A 17,570-nucleotide genomic window follows, 5' to 3' on the forward strand; every position below is an offset into this window, starting at 1 on the left:
TATATGAAAACTTTACTTTTCCAAACGTTAAGTAAAAGAAACCGACTCCTAATCTTAGGGGTCGGTTTGGTTCTCATTTTAGTTTATTTAATTCCTATCTGGTCCATTTCCATTGCAGCACCTCAGTATCCAGAAGGACTAGGAATGCAAATTTGGATTAACAAAATCACTGGTGCCACACCTTACGATCTCAAAAACATCAATCTTCTAAACCATTACATAGGTATGCAGGAAATTGTTTCGGAATCCATTCCTGAACTTTTGTTTATGCCGTATGTTCTTGGTTATCTGATCTTTGGTGCATTTATCACAGAACTCTATCCCAAAGTGGGGATGGCGATTCTTGGGATTATCAATTTGATCATCGTAGGTCTTGTTGGACTTTCTGATTTTTGGAGATGGGAATACAACTATGGACACAACTTAAATCCAGAAGCACCAATCATCGTGGAAGGAATGGCTTACCAACCGCCACTTCTTGGCTGCAAGGTAATGTTAAATATTACTGCTTGTAGTTATCCTTCTTATGGTGGTATCATTCTTGGACTAAGTCTCGCTGTATTAGTATATATTCTTTGGGATGAAAATCGAAGGAAAAAAACAAATGCAGTTTAAGAGTTTAACACTAATTTGCATTTTCCTCACAGTCGCACTCGTGGGCTGTGGGGATGTTCGTCCAGAACCGTTGACAGTAGGTGAGGTCAAATGTAGTCACTGCTCCATGTCCATTGTAGATATGAGGTTTCATACTCAATTCATTACATACAAAGGTAAAAGATACCATTTCGATGCCATTGAATGTATGGAACAATTTCAGAAACAAAATGATATAAAAATAAAAGAAGTTTGGGTTACCAACTATTTAAATACCAAAGAATTCATTCCAAAAAACGAAGCCATCATCATCCATTCAGACAAAATTCGTTCACCAATGGGAGCGGGACTAGCCGCTTTTAAAACTCATGAAGACACTATCCATTTCCAAAAGTAAATGTATTTATCAAAATACCAATGGGAATATTAAACTGAATTTAATAAATCGACTTATCCTGCTTGGCAAGAATTACTCTTTCTCAATTTTCTTTTTTATACTCATCTCGAGTTTTCCTATACGTCCTTTGTCTTCAAAAACTATTTCCGTATGTACAAACTGTACGATTCATAAAGTAAAAAATGCAATTTCTATCGCAGAAAATGGCGACACTATAAAAATCCAATCAGGAGTTTACAAAGAAGGTTTTTTACCCATTACCAAATCCATTTCCATCATTGGAGAGAACGGTGTAGTAATTGATGGACTCAAAGAAAAACATGTATTGGGAGTTTATGCCAATGGAGTTCGCATACAAAATTTAAAAGTCATTGGAAGTGGAATCTCGGATTTAAGCGAATTTGCCGGAGTTCATACAGAAAAAGTCAAAGATTGTTATTTTGAAAATTTAAGTTTAGAAGACAATGTTTATGGATTTTATTTAGCCGAAACCACAAACTGCACACTCAAAAACAATTCCTCCATAGGAAATGCAGAGAACGAAGTATTAGGTGGAAATGGCATCCACCTTTGGTCAGCAAGTCATAACAAAATTATAGGTAACAAATTAAAAAAACACCGTGATGGGATATATTTAGAATTCTCAGAACATTTGGAAATAGAAGGGAATGAATCGGAAGAAAACATTCGCTACGGAATGCATTTTATGTTTTCCAGTCATAATCAGTTTAATAAGAATATTTTTAAAAATAACTCGGCAGGTGTTGCGGTGATGTATAGCAAAGACATCACTATGGAAGAAAATCAATTTTTGGAAAATTGGGGAGAAAGTTCCAACGGAATACTACTCAAAGACATTGCAGACAGTACACTTTCCAAAAATCGATTTGAAGGAAATACAATTGCGGTTTTTGCCGATGGAATCACCAATATTTACTTCCAAAACAATGATTTTATCGATAATGGATGGGGAATTAAAATACTTGGAAATACAGACTATAACAAAATCACAGATAACAATTTTATAAAAAACGTATTTGATATTAGCACCAATACAAAATCAACAACCAACCTTTTTTCAAAAAATTATTGGGATCATTATGAAGGTTATGATTTAAACAAAGATCAAATTGGAGATATTCCACATAAAACCATTCACTTTTTTGGATATTGGATTGCTGTGTATCCATTCCTTATGGTACTTTATGAATCACCAGTGGTTCTATTTTTACAAGGAATCGAAAAAGCATTCCCCATAGTAACACCAATCGAATTTGAAGACCAACATCCAAGGATGAAGGAAAGAATATGATAGAAGTAAAAAATCTTACCATCAGTTATGGAGGAAACTCTGATGCTGTTAAAGATGTAAATTTTCAAACAGAATCAGGTAAAATTATATCCATCATTGGTCCCAACGGTTCCGGAAAAAGTTCTTTAATCAAAGGAATTCTTGGACTTGTACAACCCGTAGCAGGACAAATTTTATTCCAAAACAAAAATGGTGAACCGTATACCATCGGTTATATGCCACAAACTCCTCGTTTCCCAACAAATATCAAAGTGGTAGAACTAATTTCCTTCTTTAAAAAACTAGAACCCGTTGAAGAAGAAAGATTTCAAAACCTTTTGTCTATTTTAGAATTACACAATCATATGGACAAAAAAATTGGTTCCTTATCTGGAGGAACCAAACAAAAAATCAGTATCCTCCAATGTTTTTCCTCTAAAAAAGATCTGTATGTAATCGACGAACCGACAGCAAGTTTAGATCCATACATTTCGCATTTATTAAAATCTCTTTTGGCAGAAAAGAAAAAAGAAGGATCACTCGTCATATTTTCAACCCACATATTAAAAGAATTACAAGAGTTAGCCGATAGATTTCTACTTTTATCAGAGGGATCGATTCTGATTGATGATTCTCCAGAGAATTTTTTAAGAAAAAACAACAAAACCGATTTGGACCAGGCACTCATGAATTTCTGGAATGAGGAATACAAAACAAAACAATGAAAGAAATTTTATTTTTCGAAATCAAAGAAAACATACGAAGTCGTTGGGTATTTATTTACTCAGGAATTCTTATCCTTGTGATGATGATCTTAAGTTTTTTTGGAGATCAAAATGGAATTCGTTTGCTTGTAAGCACGATGAATTTAACACTCATTGTCATTCCACTATTCTCCATTACATTCTCAGGTATGTCATTTTTAGAATCAATGCCATTTGCAGAAGTTTTACTATCTAAATCCGTCAGTAGAAGTTCACTTTTTTTAGGAAAGTATTTGGGAATTACGATTTCTCTCTCCTTAGGTTTGTTATTCGGTCTTGGAGTTCCAGGTTTATTCCTTTTTGCCGATGAACCAAAATTTCTTTTTTTATTTTTTGAATTACTGATTTTTGGAATTTTTTTAACAGCAATTTTTGTAGCGATTGCCTTTTTAGTTTCTTCTTTTATCAGAAGAGGTGAAATTGTTTTAACCATTTCCCTACTAGTTTGGCTATATTTCTTTATCTTTTTTGATGCCCTTGTTTTTATCTTTAGTTTGTATTTGGGTGATTATCCAATCGAAATTCCCTCTCTGATTGTCATTTTACTAAATCCGATTGACTTAATTAGAATTCTTTTAATTTTACAAACTAGTTCCTCAGCCCTCCTCGGATTTTCAGGTGCCTTATTATTAAAACAATTAGGATTGTACGGAGTGTTCGGAGTGACTGTTTTGTTTCTGAGTTTATGGGTAAGTATCCCTTTATACATTTCATTCAAACGATTCCAAAAACGAAATTTTTAAACCATGACTTTTATCAATTGCGTGAATTGACAACTCTTGATTTAGATCATTGAATAACGAAGAGGTAACTTGTAGTATGATATTCAGTTATCATGAAACGTTGGTTACAAATTGCCTCGGTTTTGATCTTACTTCCTTTTATAGGTAAAATCTTATTTTTGGAAACTGGATTACTTGCCCAATCCATGTACCAACTTTCCATGATTTGCCATTGCAACCACGGCTCAAAAAACGAAATTCATAAAGAAGAGAATTCACCTCCTTCCCAACGAATTGTTTGTCATCTAACAAAAGAATCTGGTCCACATGTATGTTCCTGTGCGAAGAAAAAATCTGCTACCAAAATTCTTCAATCACAATCAATGAATCCCAATTTCGCAACTGAGAACAAATACTATCCTATCATTACTTACGAAGCTCTAATAATCGCGTTCCATTCAGACCCCCACTTACTCAATGGATTCGCAAAATTACCCTACAAACCACCAAGACAAATTCATTCCTAATCTTTATGGAACGAGTTTTGTTCCTTTTATCAGGAACAATTTAAATCAATTAGGCAAACGAATCAAAAAAGTTTAGTCCTTGGAATTTTTTCAAAGGTAATTATATGTTTAAAAATTTATTATCAGCCTCTCTTGTATGTTTGATTTTCTTTAATTGCAGTATGGCTAAAAAATCAAATGAAAATAATGTATCGAATCTTTTAGCACTTCTTGTGGCAGCTAACACCAATCCAGGTTGCGCCATCTCCAACACAGATGCGATCAAAAGCAATCTTTCACAAGTGGAAAGTAAACCTCGCACTAAATATACTATTTCTGCTTGTGATGAAGCTGGGTTTAACAGTATAGGATTATCTCAAAGCGAAGTGACAAAAGGTGCTACAGGAACTAGCGGAACATCTGTTATATTCACAAACAATGATGTGATGCTCGCCACAAATAAAGGCGGAACTAGTATTGAAATTTCTTTCACTATGAACTCAGCCTCAAGCACATTAGATGTTATAGGTTATGGTACAGGTAGTCCTTTAAGTGGTCCCACCTATCGATTGATTGCTGGTGCACAAACTCAATATAAAAACGCATCCAATGTATTTGGGAACACAGGTAAAGGTGGATCCGTTTCTGCACCCATTCCTTCTGTTGGAGCCAATTATACGTATTGTTTAGACTTTCAATACACAATGGGAGGTTCTAGATTCTTAAACGGATTTAATAAACCATGTTCGGAAGTGTCTGATACAGAAAGAGGATCCATGTCTTATTATCCGATCATGCAAATGATGAATGTTCCTGTATATACAGGTGGAAACCGATTAGGTTTTGTATTGAATGGAGTTACCATTACTTCTTTCACAGTTGGCTCCATAGTATCAAACACAGAAATGTAATTTCTCTCTCCAAACGCTTGTCATACTGGTGAATTCAGTAACCAGTATGATTTTTTGGAAAAGGTCAGATCACACAAATGAAACTAAAAAAATTAATTATTTATTTTCTTATTTCCACTCCTCTTTTTGCGAAAGAGGTTAAAGTTGAGAATGCTTATATTAAATATACATCCTCATCTACTTCCGTTGTTTATCTCAGCTTAAACAATGGAACCAACATTGAAAAGAAACTCATTCAAACCAAATCAGATATTGCAAATCGAGTTGAGTTATATACAATGTTACCTTCTGAAACGGGAATGAAAATGGTTCCTGTTTCAGAAATTGTAGTTCCTAAAAATGGAACAACACAACTCACCCCCAGAGGATATCATATCATGCTCTTTGGAATCAAATCACCGCTGAAGCTAAAAGAATCCTTTCCTTTTCGATTTGTTTTTTCTGACGGGACAGAAATACAAACCAATATTTCTGTAGAAACTTCCTTACCGTACAAAGATACAAACAGTAAACCAACTTCCCCTTCTTTTAAAAAAGAAGAATCTGTTTTGGCAAACAATGGATCACAGAATACAGATGAAACTGAGATGTCCAATTTTGATCCAAACGTACAAACAAACAATGACCATTCGGAACACGATCATTCTGGACACGAAGGACATGAACACCACAACCGTGCCGATATGTTAGCACCAGCAGGAATCATGAATCCACACATCCATGAAAAAGGGAAATGGATGATTGATTATCGTTATATGGGAATGAAGATGTGGGGACTTCAATCCGGAAGCACTGGACTCAGTGATCTTGGAACATTATATTTTCCATTTACAGATCCAACGGTTGCTATGCCCACAGGTAGTTTAATTACCAATTCTCCCATTGGAACCACCTTACCCATTCTATCGGCTAACAAATATAATTATATGTCTGTTCCCACTGATATGGTTATGGAAATGAATATGGTGAGTGCTATGACTTCTATATCAGACAAATGGATGATCATGTTTATGGTTCCTGCCGTGAAAAACAAAATGACGATGTTATCTAGTAATTTTGATCGTGCACCAATGAGTTCTGCGGGGATTGGCGATGTTAGTTTTAGCACAGCCTATCGATTGATAAAAACAGAACATCAGAATTTTTTTACAGGGATGGGGATTTCACTTCCTACGGGCTCCATTGACGAAAGAGACAATATGCCAATGATGGGAAAACAAAAAGTTCCTTACAATATGCAACCTGGTGTTGGAACCTATAGTTTATTACCACAACTATCGTATAACGGAAATTATAAGAGAATTTCTTGGGGTGCACAGTCACAAGCAAGTTTACGAATTGGTAAAAATGATAATAACTACAGGTTTGGAAATCGATATGAAATTTCCGGATGGTTATCATTCCTTGTACATGAAACTACGTCTTTTTCTCTTCGTGTAGCAAAACAAAGGTGGTTGAATCTCCAAGGAATGGATGCAACGCTCGATCCAAAAATGGATCCACAAAATGATCCATTTCGCCAAGGGGGAATGCGAAGCGACCTATTCATCGGCGTTAACTTCCTCATAACAAGTGGAATTTTTCAAGGGGCACGATTTGGTTTTGAATATGGAAAACCATTCCATCAAAACTTAAATGGACCTCAACTTGCAACAAGAGAGCTTATCAATGTTTTTGCTTCGTTTACTTTCTAAAAAATAGTTACTATTTTTTTTGGGCGCACATCTCCGGCTCGCCGCTGCAATCTTTCCTTTCAGGAAAGGATTTCCGCTTTGATCCGGGGCGCGAGATATGATTTCTATATTGACGAACCAAGTGGATATTAAGAAAATTTGGTTAAATTCTTATTTTAATCAAAGGATTCATTTAACTTTTTTATCTTATGACAAATACAAACCTAATCATTCGTAAGGCAAATCCTGATGATGTAGAAACCATAGTTCCACTCATCTATTCTTCTGGACCCAAAGCATGGAATTTTGTTTTTGGCGAAGGAAAAAATACTCCCTATGATTTTTTAAACTCATCTTATAGAATACGGGGAAACACCGTATCGTATACTAACCATTATGTGGCAGAGACGAATGGCAAAGTAGTTGGATCTATACTTTCTTATACGCAACCTAGTTTTTTGGTTTTAACAGCAGGAACAGCGCTTCGAATCCTTTCCGTATACAAATGGAATGCACCGAAAGTCATGGCAAGAGGTCTCAAAACAGAATCCATCATCCAACCTCCCAAATCAGGATGTTTGTATTTAGGTCATATCGCTGTTTTGGAAACGGAAAGAAACAAAGGAATCGCTAAACAAATGATCGAATTTATGATTTCAAATAATCAAAAATACAAAACCATTTCCTTGGATGTTTCTGCTGAAAACAAACCCGCAATTGCCCTTTACCAAAAATTAGGTTTTGTAATCAAAGATACAAGGCATCCTTTGGGTTGGGAAGGAATCATTCCGTCTCATCATTATATGGAAAAACAAATTTAATTTTTTTTCGGATGCAAAACATCGATACAAAGATAAAAACCCAATTGGAAACATTGGGTTATCATTTGTTTCCGAATTTCCTACCGCAGGACAAAGTTAAAATACTAAAAGAGATTCTCCTTCGTTCCAATGCCGAATGGTCCAAAGAATTTTATCATCCAAAAAATGTGAATAGCGCTTATCTAACTTCAACAAAATTCACAAAAGACAAAAAGGATAGAGAGACACTTTTTCAATTCATTGGATCTGATGCCTTACTTAAACTTGGAAAGATTGTTTTTGATGAACCAATGTATTTTCTTAACACACAAATATTTTTTAATCCAGAAGATCCAACCAAACTTCCCTATTGGCATAGGGACATCCAATACATGGGTATTCCAGAGAAGGAACAATTCGATCGAATCCAAAAAGATTTTGTTTGGCACTTTCGAATTCCCTTAGAAAGGGATCCTGGCATTTGGTTTGTTCCAGGTTCGCACAAACGTTGGGACACCGAAGAAGAAAAAAAGATCCGATTGGAACTAGAAGGAAAGAAGAATCATGAAGAGATAACCAACCAAATTCTAATCCCACATAACCCAGGAGATTTACTTGTGTTTTCGGCTCATCTTATCCACAAAGGCAATTACGATACAAACCGATTTTCTTTTGATATTATTTACACAAACTTTCCAGAAAAAAAAGAAACCGCTGATCACTGGCATCATTTTCCAAAGAACGACGAATGCAAATACCTAGAGCATCATTCCCTATTTCATTTGGTTTAAATCAGTTTCCAATTATATAATAACCCTGCGCCAGCGATCGCAGCGGAAATCCTTTCCTTATCAAATCGATTTTCTAATGAAAAAACCGTTGGGAAAGATTGGAGCGAAGAGCGCGGTCGGTTGCTGAATCATTTTTTTGCCCGAGATAGATTCGAGGCGCCCACAAAACAGAAAAGGACAGAACAAAAGGTTATCCGCAGAAATTTTTATCTTAAATCAAAATAATTTATAAATTGGGAATTAAATTTTGAATTACAATTTGATTTATATAATTGACTATCAAATTTCGATATCGTAAATTGATTTCGAATGCGAATTAATGAATTTTTTTCTAGCTTTATCAAAATCCACATTTTACATCACTGTGAAAAGGATGAAATTTATGGAGTTTGGATGATAGAAGAACTAAAGGAACATGGTTACAAAATTAGTCCTGGTTCCTTATATCCTCTTTTAAAAAACTTAGAAGAAAAAGGACTTTTACGGTCTCGCATAGAACAATTAGGAAAAGTAAAACGTAAGTTCTATCGAATTACACCGAAAGGAAAAAAAGAATTGGCTGCGGCAAAAACCAAACTAAAGGAATTAATCGGAGAGATATTGAATTAATTATGCTCCGTAATCAATTTTTAAATAATACAAATAGGAAATCAAATAAATGAAATATTTTGAAGTATTTTTTACTGCACTCAAACTCGGCTGTACTTCGTTTGGTGGTCCAATTGCACATTTAAGTTATTTTCATGATGAATATGTAACCAAAAAAAAATGGATTAGCGCACATGCTTATGCGGATTTAGTTGCCCTTTGTCAATTTTTACCTGGACCTGCCAGTAGCCAAGTGGGGATGGCCATTGGACTTTCAAGAGCAGGACTTCTTGGTTCCATACTTTCTTGGATTGGTTTTACATTGCCTTCCACAATCATTTTAATTCTTTTTGGACTTGGGATATCAACCATAGATGTTACTAAACAAACTCATTGGCTTCATGGATTAAAAGTAGTAGCAGTGGCGGTTGTTGCACAGGCCATCCTAGGAATGGGGAAAAAACTTTGTCCCGATAAAGAACGAATTACAATCGCAATAGTAACAAGCGTTATCTTACTTTTCTTTTCTTCAGCCTTCTTACAAGTTGCCATTCTGATTTTTTTTGGTATCTTTGGTATATTCTTTTTTAAATCCTCTTCAGACCTTCCCCATGAACCCTTACACAAAGGAAATAAATCATTAGGTTTCGGATTTTTGATTTTATTTTTTGTATTACTATTATCTCTTCCTTTCCTAAGAGAAATATTTCCAAACCAAACAATCAAACTATTTGATAGTTTTTACCGGGCCGGTGCTTTAGTGTTTGGTGGTGGACATGTTGTTCTCCCCTTATTACAAGCTGAAGTTGTTCCTTCTGGTTGGGTAAATAACGATCTGTTTTTGGCAGGGTATGGAATCTCCAATGCAATTCCCGGCCCTTTGTTTGCATTTAGTAGTTATTTAGGTACCGTTTCTAGTGTAGAACCAAATGGCTGTACAGGAGCTATCATTTGTTTGGTGGCAGCCTTTTTACCTTCATTTCTTTTGATTGTAGGTGTTTTGCCATTTTGGGAAAAACTTCGAAGTAATCACTATATTCGTAAATCCATGTTAGGGATCAATGCAGCTGTTGTGGGAATTTTACTAGCGGCTCTTTACCAACCAGTTTGGACAAATGCTATTTTTTCACCTAAAGATTTTGCCTTGGTTATTTTTTGTTTTCTGTTTTTGGAATATTGGAAAACTCCCTCCTGGGTGGTGGTTCTTGCTACAGTTCTAATTAGTTTCTTTATTTATTAATGAAAGAATTAATCCATAACGGATCAAGATTGGTTTTAAATTAGTCATTGATTTCTTAGATAACTTGGAAAAATCTTTCTCTATGAAAGACTTTTTCATAAGAAACAATGCGTATCATATTTGGGCCACAAATCTATTGTATGATTCCATCGTTTCTCTTTCGGATGAGGATTACAAAAAAGATTTAGGCCTATTTTTTAAATCCATTCATGGTACTCTTAACCATTTGTTAATTGTGGAAAAAGTTTGGTATTCACGTCTGAAAGGAGATGTATACATCCCATCTTCTTTAGCCGAAGAAATTGAAACCGACCGACAAACTTTAAAAAGTCGAATGGTAGAAAGTTTAGAATTATGGAATTCTTTGATTTCTGGAATCGATTCTTCTATTTGGGATACTAAATTTCGATATAAAACCATGAGAGGATTTGAAGTTGAACTTATTTATTGCGACGTGATACAACACAATTTTAACCATAGAACCCATCATAGAGGACAAATTACTACCGCCATTACACAATTAGGTGGAAATTCACCAGAAATTGATTATGTTTATTACTTGCAAACCAAAGGAAAATAATATGTGGAATCCTTCCAAAAAAATCAGAACAATCGCAAGTAAAATCTTAATCATTTTATTTTCCATGACCATGATCTTTCATATATTTGCACTTTTAGAAGTGATACCTTTCCAATACCTTTGGGGAGGAAGACTCAGTAGTTTAAAAGAAATGTATGTGATGGAATCCGTTTCACTTCTCGTAAATGCCTTCTTTTTATGTGTTAGTTGTTTATACATCAAATACTTAAACCAAAGTTTGGTTCCACTCTGGATTCGGATTGTTTTTGGATTTGTTGGAATTATTTTTTTACTGAATACAGTTGGGAATCTAGTTGCCGCTACCGATTTAGAAACTTTACTGGCAACACCGATCACAGCCATCTTATCGGTAATTTGTTTTTCGCTGGTACCAAAATATGAAAATTAGACAAGCTAACTATAAAGATGTATCCAAAATTTCCCCTGTTTTCGATGAATACAGACAATTTTATGGACAACCCACTAACCTAACAGGCGCAAATAAGTTCATACAAGACCGAATGGAACATGCAGAGTCCATTATTTTTTTAGCAGAAGATCCGGACACTGGAGAAATTCTTGGCTTTACGCAACTTTATCCAGTCTTTTCTTCGATTTCCATGCAAAGATCTTATATTCTAAATGACCTCTTTGTTAAAAGTAAATTCCGCAAAAAGGGAATCGCAAAACAACTGATTGCTGAAGCAAAAACTTTTACCAAAACAAATTCTGGTAAAGGATTAGAACTTTCCACTTCCACCCACAACAAAGAGGCTCGCGCATTATATGCAAAAGAAGGTTTTGAACAAGAAACCGAATTTTTGACTTACTTTTGGAAGTCTGTTTAATTTAGGAGAAGGACATTGTGTACATCCCAGAACATTTTTTAATGGAAACAGAATTTATTTACCAATCCATCGAAGAAAATCCTTTTTCGATTTTAGTATCGGATTCAAAAAATGGGATAGAAGCAACTCATTTGCCTCTTTTACTTTCAGACGACAAACAAACTTTAGTGGGGCATTTTGCAAAACCAAATCCACAAAAAGAAAGTGTCGGAAAAGAAGTTCTTTGTATTTTTACAGGACCACATTGTTATATCTCACCGTCTTGGTATGAAACAGACCGAGCAGTTCCGACTTGGAATTTTACGGCAGTGCATGTAAAAGGAATTTTAAATATCGTAGATGATCCCGAAAAAATACAAAAGAGTTTGATTGCATTAGTCAATCGGTTCGAATCAAAGGACTCGAAGTATCAAATTCATTCTGTAGATACCAATTATATAGAAGGATTAAAAAAAGGAATTGTTCCTTTTGAAATCAAAATCACTCATATTGAAGGCAAACAAAAGCTGAGCCAAAATCATACAGAAGAACGGCGAAATCTTGTGATCGCAAATCTAGAATTGATGTCCGGAGAAAACGAAAAAGCGATTGCATCTTTAATGAGAAAAAGTCTAAATCAATAATCTCACAATCCAAAGATTGTAAGGTATCTCGTTATTTTCTATGATTATTTAATTTAGAAATTTAGATTACGAATTTAACCTTGAAACTAGAACTAAACGTCAGAGTCACACCAGAGATTGCATCAAACCCAGATCATTTGTTGCAGTTTGTTTCCAAACAAAACAAAATTCCGAAATCTGATATCAAACATATTGAATGTACATCCCGGTCGATTGATGCCAGACAAAGAAATGTAGTTTTCCAATTGCGATTGGATGTTTATATTAAGGAAGAATTTATTCCCCTTGAATATCCGATTCCACATTTTCCCAATGTGAGTTTAGAAGAACCAGTGATTATCATTGGAGCCGGTCCTGCTGGACTCTTTGCCGCCTTACGAGTCTTAGAGTTAGGAAAAAAACCAATCATTTTGGAACGTGGGAAAAATGTTAAAGATAGAGTGGAAGATTTACGGGGAATCAACGTACACCATTTCGTCAACGAAGATTCCAATTATTGTTTTGGAGAAGGAGGAGCTGGAACCTATTCGGATGGAAAACTTTATACCAGATCCAAAAAACGAGGAAACATACGTAAAGTTTTGGAATATCTAGTTACATTTGGAGCCACAAAACAAATATTAGTTGATGCACATCCCCATATTGGAACAAATAAACTTCCACGTATTATACAAAATATAAGAGAGTGTATTCTTGCCGCTGGAGGAGAGATACATTTTAAAACTCGGATCACAGATTTGATTCTCTCTGGAAATTCTATTACCGGCGTAAAATCTACTTCTGGTGACCAGTGGATGGCAAAAAATGTGATCATAGCCACAGGCCATTCAGGAAGAGAAATGTTTCAACTTTTGTATGAAAAGGGAATTCAAATCCAAACAAAACCTCTTGCCATCGGTGTGCGAGTAGAACATCCACAAAGTTTAATTGATTCCATCCAATACCACTGTGATGTCAAAAATCCCCTTTTACCTGCATCCGAATATTCGCTTGTTAAACAAATCAATGGCAGAGGAGTTTATAGCTTTTGTATGTGCCCCGGTGGAGTGATTGCACCATGCGCCACCAAACCGGGTGAAGTTGTCACAAATGGTTGGTCAAGTGCCGAACGTTCGCGTCCCACTGCAAATTCTGGTATCGTCGTTGAACTTCGATTTGATGATTTTAAGCCATTTGAATCTTACGGAGTTTTTTCTGCCTTACAATACCAATCTTCCATTGAACAAAAGGCATTTGTTATGAATGGTGGAACACAAAAGGCACCAGCACAACGAATGGTAGATTTTACCAAAAATAAAATTTCAGATGACCTTCCTAAAACTTCTTACACACCAGGACTTGTTTCTGTATCATTATCAGAATTACTTCCTCCTCTCATTGCTGATTCATTAAAAAAAGGATTCCAAGAATTCGAATCATCAATGAAAGGATACTTTACGAATGAAGCTATCATCCATGCACCAGAAACAAGAACTTCTTCTCCCATTCAAGTGCCTAGAAATCCCGATACATTAGAACACATCCAAATCAAAGGTTTATTTCCTTGCGGAGAAGGAGCAGGTTATGCTGGAGGAATTGTTTCAGCAGCAATTGATGGAATGAAATGTGCAGAAGCGGCTCTCACAGGAAGTTTTACAAAATAAAAATGAAATCGCTTCGTTACCACTTGCCTTCTTTTTTTTTATGGTTTGTGGTTTTTTATTTTTTATCAGAAAGGTCTATTTTTCGTTACCAACATATGGGTGCGGGGGTAGATATCGGTCTTTTTGAAAATTTATTTTATAATATAGTGCATCTAGGAAAAGCGATGACTGCCCTCGGTGTTGATGGTAACAATCACCATTATTTTGCCGATCATATCAACTGGTATATTTACCCTTTATCCTTGTTATACTTTTTCTTTCCGAATGTTGAATGTTTGCTGATATTCCAAGCTTTTGTTTTGAGTTTCCCTATCTTAATCTTTCCATTTTATAAAAGAGAAAAATCTTACCAATGGATTTATCCTTTTTTGTATGCTTTATTTCTCCCTATTTATTGGATTCAAATTTTTGATTTCCATCCCGAAGTATTATGGATCCCACTTTTTTTCTTATTTTATTTTTTCTGGAATCAAAAATCGCGATACTGGATCCTGTTTTTTGTTTTGAGCCTACTCGTTAAAGAAGAATGTGCTTTGGTTTGGATTATGTTTTCTTTAGTCTTACTTCGAACAAACCAAAGAGAAAGTTTATTCATTGGAACCATATCCTTTTTATATTTTTTGTTTTCAATTTTTCTTTTAAGCAAAATGCAAAATTCTATTTTTGCAATGCCAACTCATTGGGAACGTTACCAAAATCCAATTGGTGCAATTCAAAATCTACATTTGTTTCCATATCTATTTTTGTTTCTAAATTTACCCTTTTTATTTTTACAATTTAAAAACAAACTGATCCTTTGTTTGTTACCCTATTTTTTGTATTCGATCCTCTCATCATATGAAGTAAACAAAACACCATTTACTCATCACAGCTTTATAGCCGTTCCCATCCTACTCATCAGCTTTATTGAAACTGTTGAAACATTGAATATTAAAGTCAGATATATGGTTTATATCACTTCTCTATTAGTCTCAATTTCTTTATTTTTTTGGTTTGGTCCCTTATCTAAAGTATATTCTTATAAAAAAGATATTATGAATCCCGCAATATCATCAAAAGATATGTATACACTTCGTAAATTATTGGAAGGTAAATCCATCGTATCAAATATTCCGCAATATTTATCTAACAGAAATAAAGTTCAGCTACTTCTTCCAAACAGAGAATATTCGGCAGAATATTTTGTTTTTTACCAATTCAAAAACCAAACTTCTCCAATCTTCGCTCCAAAAAACTACATCTGGGAAAGAAAAATAGAAAATCACATCCATCTCTATAAATATAAGAAAATTGATTGATCCATTTTCATAATACCTTACACTCAACAACTAAAAATGCGATTTCTTACCTATTTTATACCGTTTCTATTGTTGATTCATTGTTCTGTAGATTTACGCCAAGTTCCGCCACCTTCCCCCAACGGAAATATGAGTAGACCACAAACTAACTTACCTTTAGTGATTGGTAAGTTTGAAATTCTTTCTGCCGATAGAGGAGTTTATACAGATGCATGGAGAATGGCTTTTAAAGGCCACCTAACATCTTCTGGAATTTTTCAAACTGTTTTCACCGAACTAGATCCAAAAACGACATCCGATTATTATACAATCGATGTGGAAATGAAAACAGACTTCCAAGACAAATACAACTGGTGGTATACTTGGCCCGCATTGTGGCCGCTCACGGGAATTTGGCCCATTCAATTTAGAGAAGCGGTATATACCGTAGATTTTAAATATAAGTTATACAAAAACAAAGTCTTATTTAAAGAGGAAACCATTTCCAAAAATGGAAGTACTTCTGAATTTTTATATGGACTCTATAAAGTAAGAAACTTCCATCGCATGATAGAAGAAACGAATCTAGAAGCTGTTAGAACATGTATCCAAAATTTATCCGTATCATTATAATCATAAATTTAATCAGCTTCAATGGATGTGTGAGTATTCCATTTAATCCAACAAACCATACAGAAGATTGTTTAGCTTATTACTACCAAACCAAACGTCAAGTAACAGAGGTATTTGATGAGAACGTTTTGACTCTCGGCCTTGTAGTCACTCTTTCTCTACTCCATTCTGCATTGTCTCCAATTTTTCTTATACCGATTCTCACAACACCTTATATACATTATAAAAATAAAATAAAAGCAGATGAAATTTTAGACCAATGGAAAAAAGAAAAATGTGGGGTTGGTGAATCCAGAAACCAAGAAACGAATATCCGTCCGACAGAGCTTTAATTGTTCAAAAACTTCATTGTATCTCCTAAAAGTAGGCCAATTTGAAGTCTCAGTTGTATCAGGTCATATCGGTTTTGTATTTCGTTCCGCATTACATCACGTAGTCGCCTATCCACCGTTTGCAGTTCTATAATGGACGCTGAGCCAGTTTTATATGCTTTTTCCATGATTTGATAGTTTTCTTCAGCAATACGTTTACTTTCTCTAGAGATATCATACAGTTCAACTAAGTTGTTATGTTGTTGGAGTAGTTCAAAAAGATACAAGCCAGTGTTTTCTCGCAAAAACTGTGATTGAGATTTGGCTAATTTGATTTCAATTTTTGATTTATCAAATTCATTTTTTGACAACCAACGATTGAATAAAGGAAAACGGAATCCGAAATTTCCTCCCACATTAAAATCTGCATCTGAAGATCTAGCATACCGACTAAAATCATTCCTACTATAATCATATACCTCCATTGAGTTTGCCCAAGTTCCACTCAAACCGGAAAAAGACTCACGGCTCGTTTGATTGTATACATTGACAAAAAAATCAGGAACCCATAACTCATTAAATCTAACCATCTTTTGGATTTCCAAAATCTTCACTTGGTTGATGGTCAAAATAATATCAAAGTTTAAATCAGTTAGATTTTTCTCATATTCTGCAAGTGTTGTTTCCATAGGGAGAATTTTATAGTCTCGTTCAGGAATTTGTTTTAGGGCAACATCTTTTAATAGAAACTTTCTTCTGAATATAGATTGGCTTTTTTGTTGGTCTAACCTAGATTTAATAGCATTGTACTTGTAGAAAAAATAATCTACTTTCGAGTTTTGTGTTACTAAATATGATTCGATTCCTTGTTTGTAAAGTTTTTGTACTGTCTGAAACTGTTTGTCAGCATCTGATTCGTTAGAAAAATCATAATCATAAAATGCCAAAAGTTTTAAGGTTTCAGCATATTGAAAAGCCTGATCAAATAATTCTTTTTGATATAATGCTCGGTATTCCAATAATAGTCGTTCATATTCTAATTCCAAAATCATATTGGTAAGAACCGTATTGCCTTGGTCTTGAAAATTCCAATTTAAATTTAAGGAAGTGTTCCAACCTTTTCTATTGTACCCATCACCACGTAAAGCTTCGAAAAATGGAGAATGTTCTAAATTAACAGAAGGCAAATATCGTAAATTTCTGGAATCGATATCAACCTTCTTTCGTTCGATTTCCATTTCCTTCAATTTTAATTCATAAGATTTCTCACCAACTAATTTTGGTAATTCGTAAAAATCTACAGGTTCAGACCATAAATTAGATACCAAGAAAAAGAAAAATAAATTGAAAAGAATATATAGATAAAAACGAACCACTA

21 protein-coding genes are annotated in these 17,570 nt (G+C 34.6%); 20 read left to right on the forward strand and 1 reads right to left on the reverse strand.

What is annotated here, in order from left to right; translation table 11 throughout:
• Window positions 1–3 precede the first annotated feature (3 nt).
• The 20 genes from EHQ31_RS16345 (at window position 4) to EHQ31_RS16440 (ending at window position 16,213) form a co-directional block, all read left to right on the forward strand.
• A complete protein-coding gene (locus tag EHQ31_RS16345) occupies window positions 4–615 on the forward strand; it encodes a hypothetical protein (RefSeq protein WP_135572040.1) in 612 nt (203 codons plus the stop codon).
• Window positions 605–991: a nitrous oxide reductase accessory protein NosL gene (locus tag EHQ31_RS16350; RefSeq protein ID WP_135572047.1), complete on the forward strand. Its 387-nt coding sequence runs from the start codon at window positions 605–607 to the stop codon at window positions 989–991. Before EHQ31_RS16345 ends, EHQ31_RS16350 begins: the two co-directional genes overlap by 11 nt.
• Window positions 963–2,303 carry a nitrous oxide reductase family maturation protein NosD gene (locus tag EHQ31_RS16355; protein WP_135572049.1) on the forward strand — a complete coding sequence of 447 codons (1,341 nt, stop codon included), beginning with the start codon at window positions 963–965 and terminating at the stop codon, window positions 2,301–2,303. The genes EHQ31_RS16350 and EHQ31_RS16355 overlap by 29 nt, the downstream gene beginning before the upstream one ends.
• Window positions 2,300–3,007: an ABC transporter ATP-binding protein gene (locus EHQ31_RS16360; protein ID WP_135572051.1), complete on the forward strand. Its 708-nt coding sequence runs from the start codon at window positions 2,300–2,302 to the stop codon at window positions 3,005–3,007. The genes EHQ31_RS16355 and EHQ31_RS16360 overlap by 4 nt, the downstream gene beginning before the upstream one ends.
• Window positions 3,004–3,789: an ABC transporter permease subunit gene (locus tag EHQ31_RS16365; RefSeq protein WP_135572053.1), complete on the forward strand. Its 786-nt coding sequence runs from the start codon at window positions 3,004–3,006 to the stop codon at window positions 3,787–3,789. Before EHQ31_RS16360 ends, EHQ31_RS16365 begins: the two co-directional genes overlap by 4 nt.
• A gap of 92 nt (window positions 3,790–3,881) precedes the next feature.
• Window positions 3,882–4,295, forward strand: coding sequence for an LIC_11090 family protein (locus tag EHQ31_RS16370; protein ID WP_135572055.1), 414 nt, complete (start codon window positions 3,882–3,884; stop codon window positions 4,293–4,295).
• A gap of 104 nt (window positions 4,296–4,399) precedes the next feature.
• Window positions 4,400–5,185, forward strand: coding sequence for a hypothetical protein (locus EHQ31_RS16375; RefSeq protein WP_135572057.1), 786 nt, complete (start codon window positions 4,400–4,402; stop codon window positions 5,183–5,185).
• 77 nt (window positions 5,186–5,262) lie between these two features.
• A complete protein-coding gene (locus tag EHQ31_RS16380; protein WP_135572059.1) occupies window positions 5,263–6,879 on the forward strand; it encodes a copper chaperone PCu(A)C domain-containing protein in 1,617 nt (538 codons plus the stop codon).
• A 188-nt stretch (window positions 6,880–7,067) separates the two neighbouring features.
• Entirely contained in the window at window positions 7,068–7,679 is a 612-nt protein-coding gene (locus EHQ31_RS16385; protein ID WP_135572061.1) for a GNAT family N-acetyltransferase, read from the forward strand.
• A gap of 65 nt (window positions 7,680–7,744) precedes the next feature.
• Window positions 7,745–8,449 (forward strand): phytanoyl-CoA dioxygenase family protein, encoded by a 705-nt coding sequence (locus tag EHQ31_RS16390; RefSeq protein ID WP_409996904.1) that lies wholly within the window; start codon window positions 7,745–7,747, stop codon window positions 8,447–8,449.
• A gap of 309 nt (window positions 8,450–8,758) precedes the next feature.
• Complete coding sequence (locus EHQ31_RS16395) at window positions 8,759–9,058, forward strand: PadR family transcriptional regulator (RefSeq protein WP_135572065.1); 300 nt, start codon at window positions 8,759–8,761, stop codon at window positions 9,056–9,058.
• A 49-nt stretch (window positions 9,059–9,107) separates the two neighbouring features.
• On the forward strand, window positions 9,108–10,277 hold the full coding sequence (gene chrA, locus EHQ31_RS16400) for a chromate efflux transporter (RefSeq protein ID WP_135572067.1): 1,170 nt from the start codon (window positions 9,108–9,110) through the stop codon (window positions 10,275–10,277).
• 82 nt (window positions 10,278–10,359) lie between these two features.
• A complete protein-coding gene (locus EHQ31_RS16405; RefSeq protein ID WP_135572069.1) occupies window positions 10,360–10,857 on the forward strand; it encodes a DinB family protein in 498 nt (165 codons plus the stop codon).
• Window position 10,858: 1 nt separating this feature from the next.
• Window positions 10,859–11,266, forward strand: coding sequence for a hypothetical protein (locus EHQ31_RS16410; protein WP_135572071.1), 408 nt, complete (start codon window positions 10,859–10,861; stop codon window positions 11,264–11,266).
• Window positions 11,256–11,705: a GNAT family N-acetyltransferase gene (locus tag EHQ31_RS16415; protein ID WP_135572073.1), complete on the forward strand. Its 450-nt coding sequence runs from the start codon at window positions 11,256–11,258 to the stop codon at window positions 11,703–11,705. The genes EHQ31_RS16410 and EHQ31_RS16415 overlap by 11 nt, the downstream gene beginning before the upstream one ends.
• Window positions 11,706–11,722: 17 nt before the next feature.
• The gene (locus EHQ31_RS16420) at window positions 11,723–12,328 is read left to right on the forward strand and encodes an FMN-binding negative transcriptional regulator (protein WP_135572075.1); all 606 of its coding nucleotides are present in this window, start codon (window positions 11,723–11,725) and stop codon (window positions 12,326–12,328) included.
• An 80-nt stretch (window positions 12,329–12,408) separates the two neighbouring features.
• Window positions 12,409–13,971: an NAD(P)/FAD-dependent oxidoreductase gene (locus tag EHQ31_RS16425; protein WP_135572077.1), complete on the forward strand. Its 1,563-nt coding sequence runs from the start codon at window positions 12,409–12,411 to the stop codon at window positions 13,969–13,971.
• 2 nt (window positions 13,972–13,973) lie between these two features.
• On the forward strand, window positions 13,974–15,269 hold the full coding sequence (locus tag EHQ31_RS16430) for a DUF2079 domain-containing protein (RefSeq protein WP_135572079.1): 1,296 nt from the start codon (window positions 13,974–13,976) through the stop codon (window positions 15,267–15,269).
• Window positions 15,270–15,305: 36 nt separating this feature from the next.
• A complete protein-coding gene (locus EHQ31_RS16435) occupies window positions 15,306–15,881 on the forward strand; it encodes an LBF_2127 family putative lipoprotein (protein ID WP_135572081.1) in 576 nt (191 codons plus the stop codon).
• Window positions 15,851–16,213, forward strand: a complete 363-nt coding sequence (locus tag EHQ31_RS16440) for a hypothetical protein (RefSeq protein WP_135572083.1) — start codon at window positions 15,851–15,853, stop codon at window positions 16,211–16,213. Before EHQ31_RS16435 ends, EHQ31_RS16440 begins: the two co-directional genes overlap by 31 nt.
• On the opposite strand, the gene EHQ31_RS16445 is transcribed toward EHQ31_RS16440, so the two are convergent.
• Entirely contained in the window at window positions 16,210–17,568 is a 1,359-nt protein-coding gene (locus EHQ31_RS16445) for a TolC family protein (RefSeq protein WP_135572085.1), read from the reverse strand. The two genes, EHQ31_RS16440 and EHQ31_RS16445, sit on opposite strands and share 4 nt — an antisense overlap.
• Between the last annotated feature and the right edge of the window lie 2 nt (window positions 17,569–17,570).

The sequence above is a fragment of the Leptospira montravelensis genome (assembly GCF_004770045.1).
GTDB lineage: Bacteria > Spirochaetota > Leptospiria > Leptospirales > Leptospiraceae > Leptospira_A > Leptospira_A montravelensis.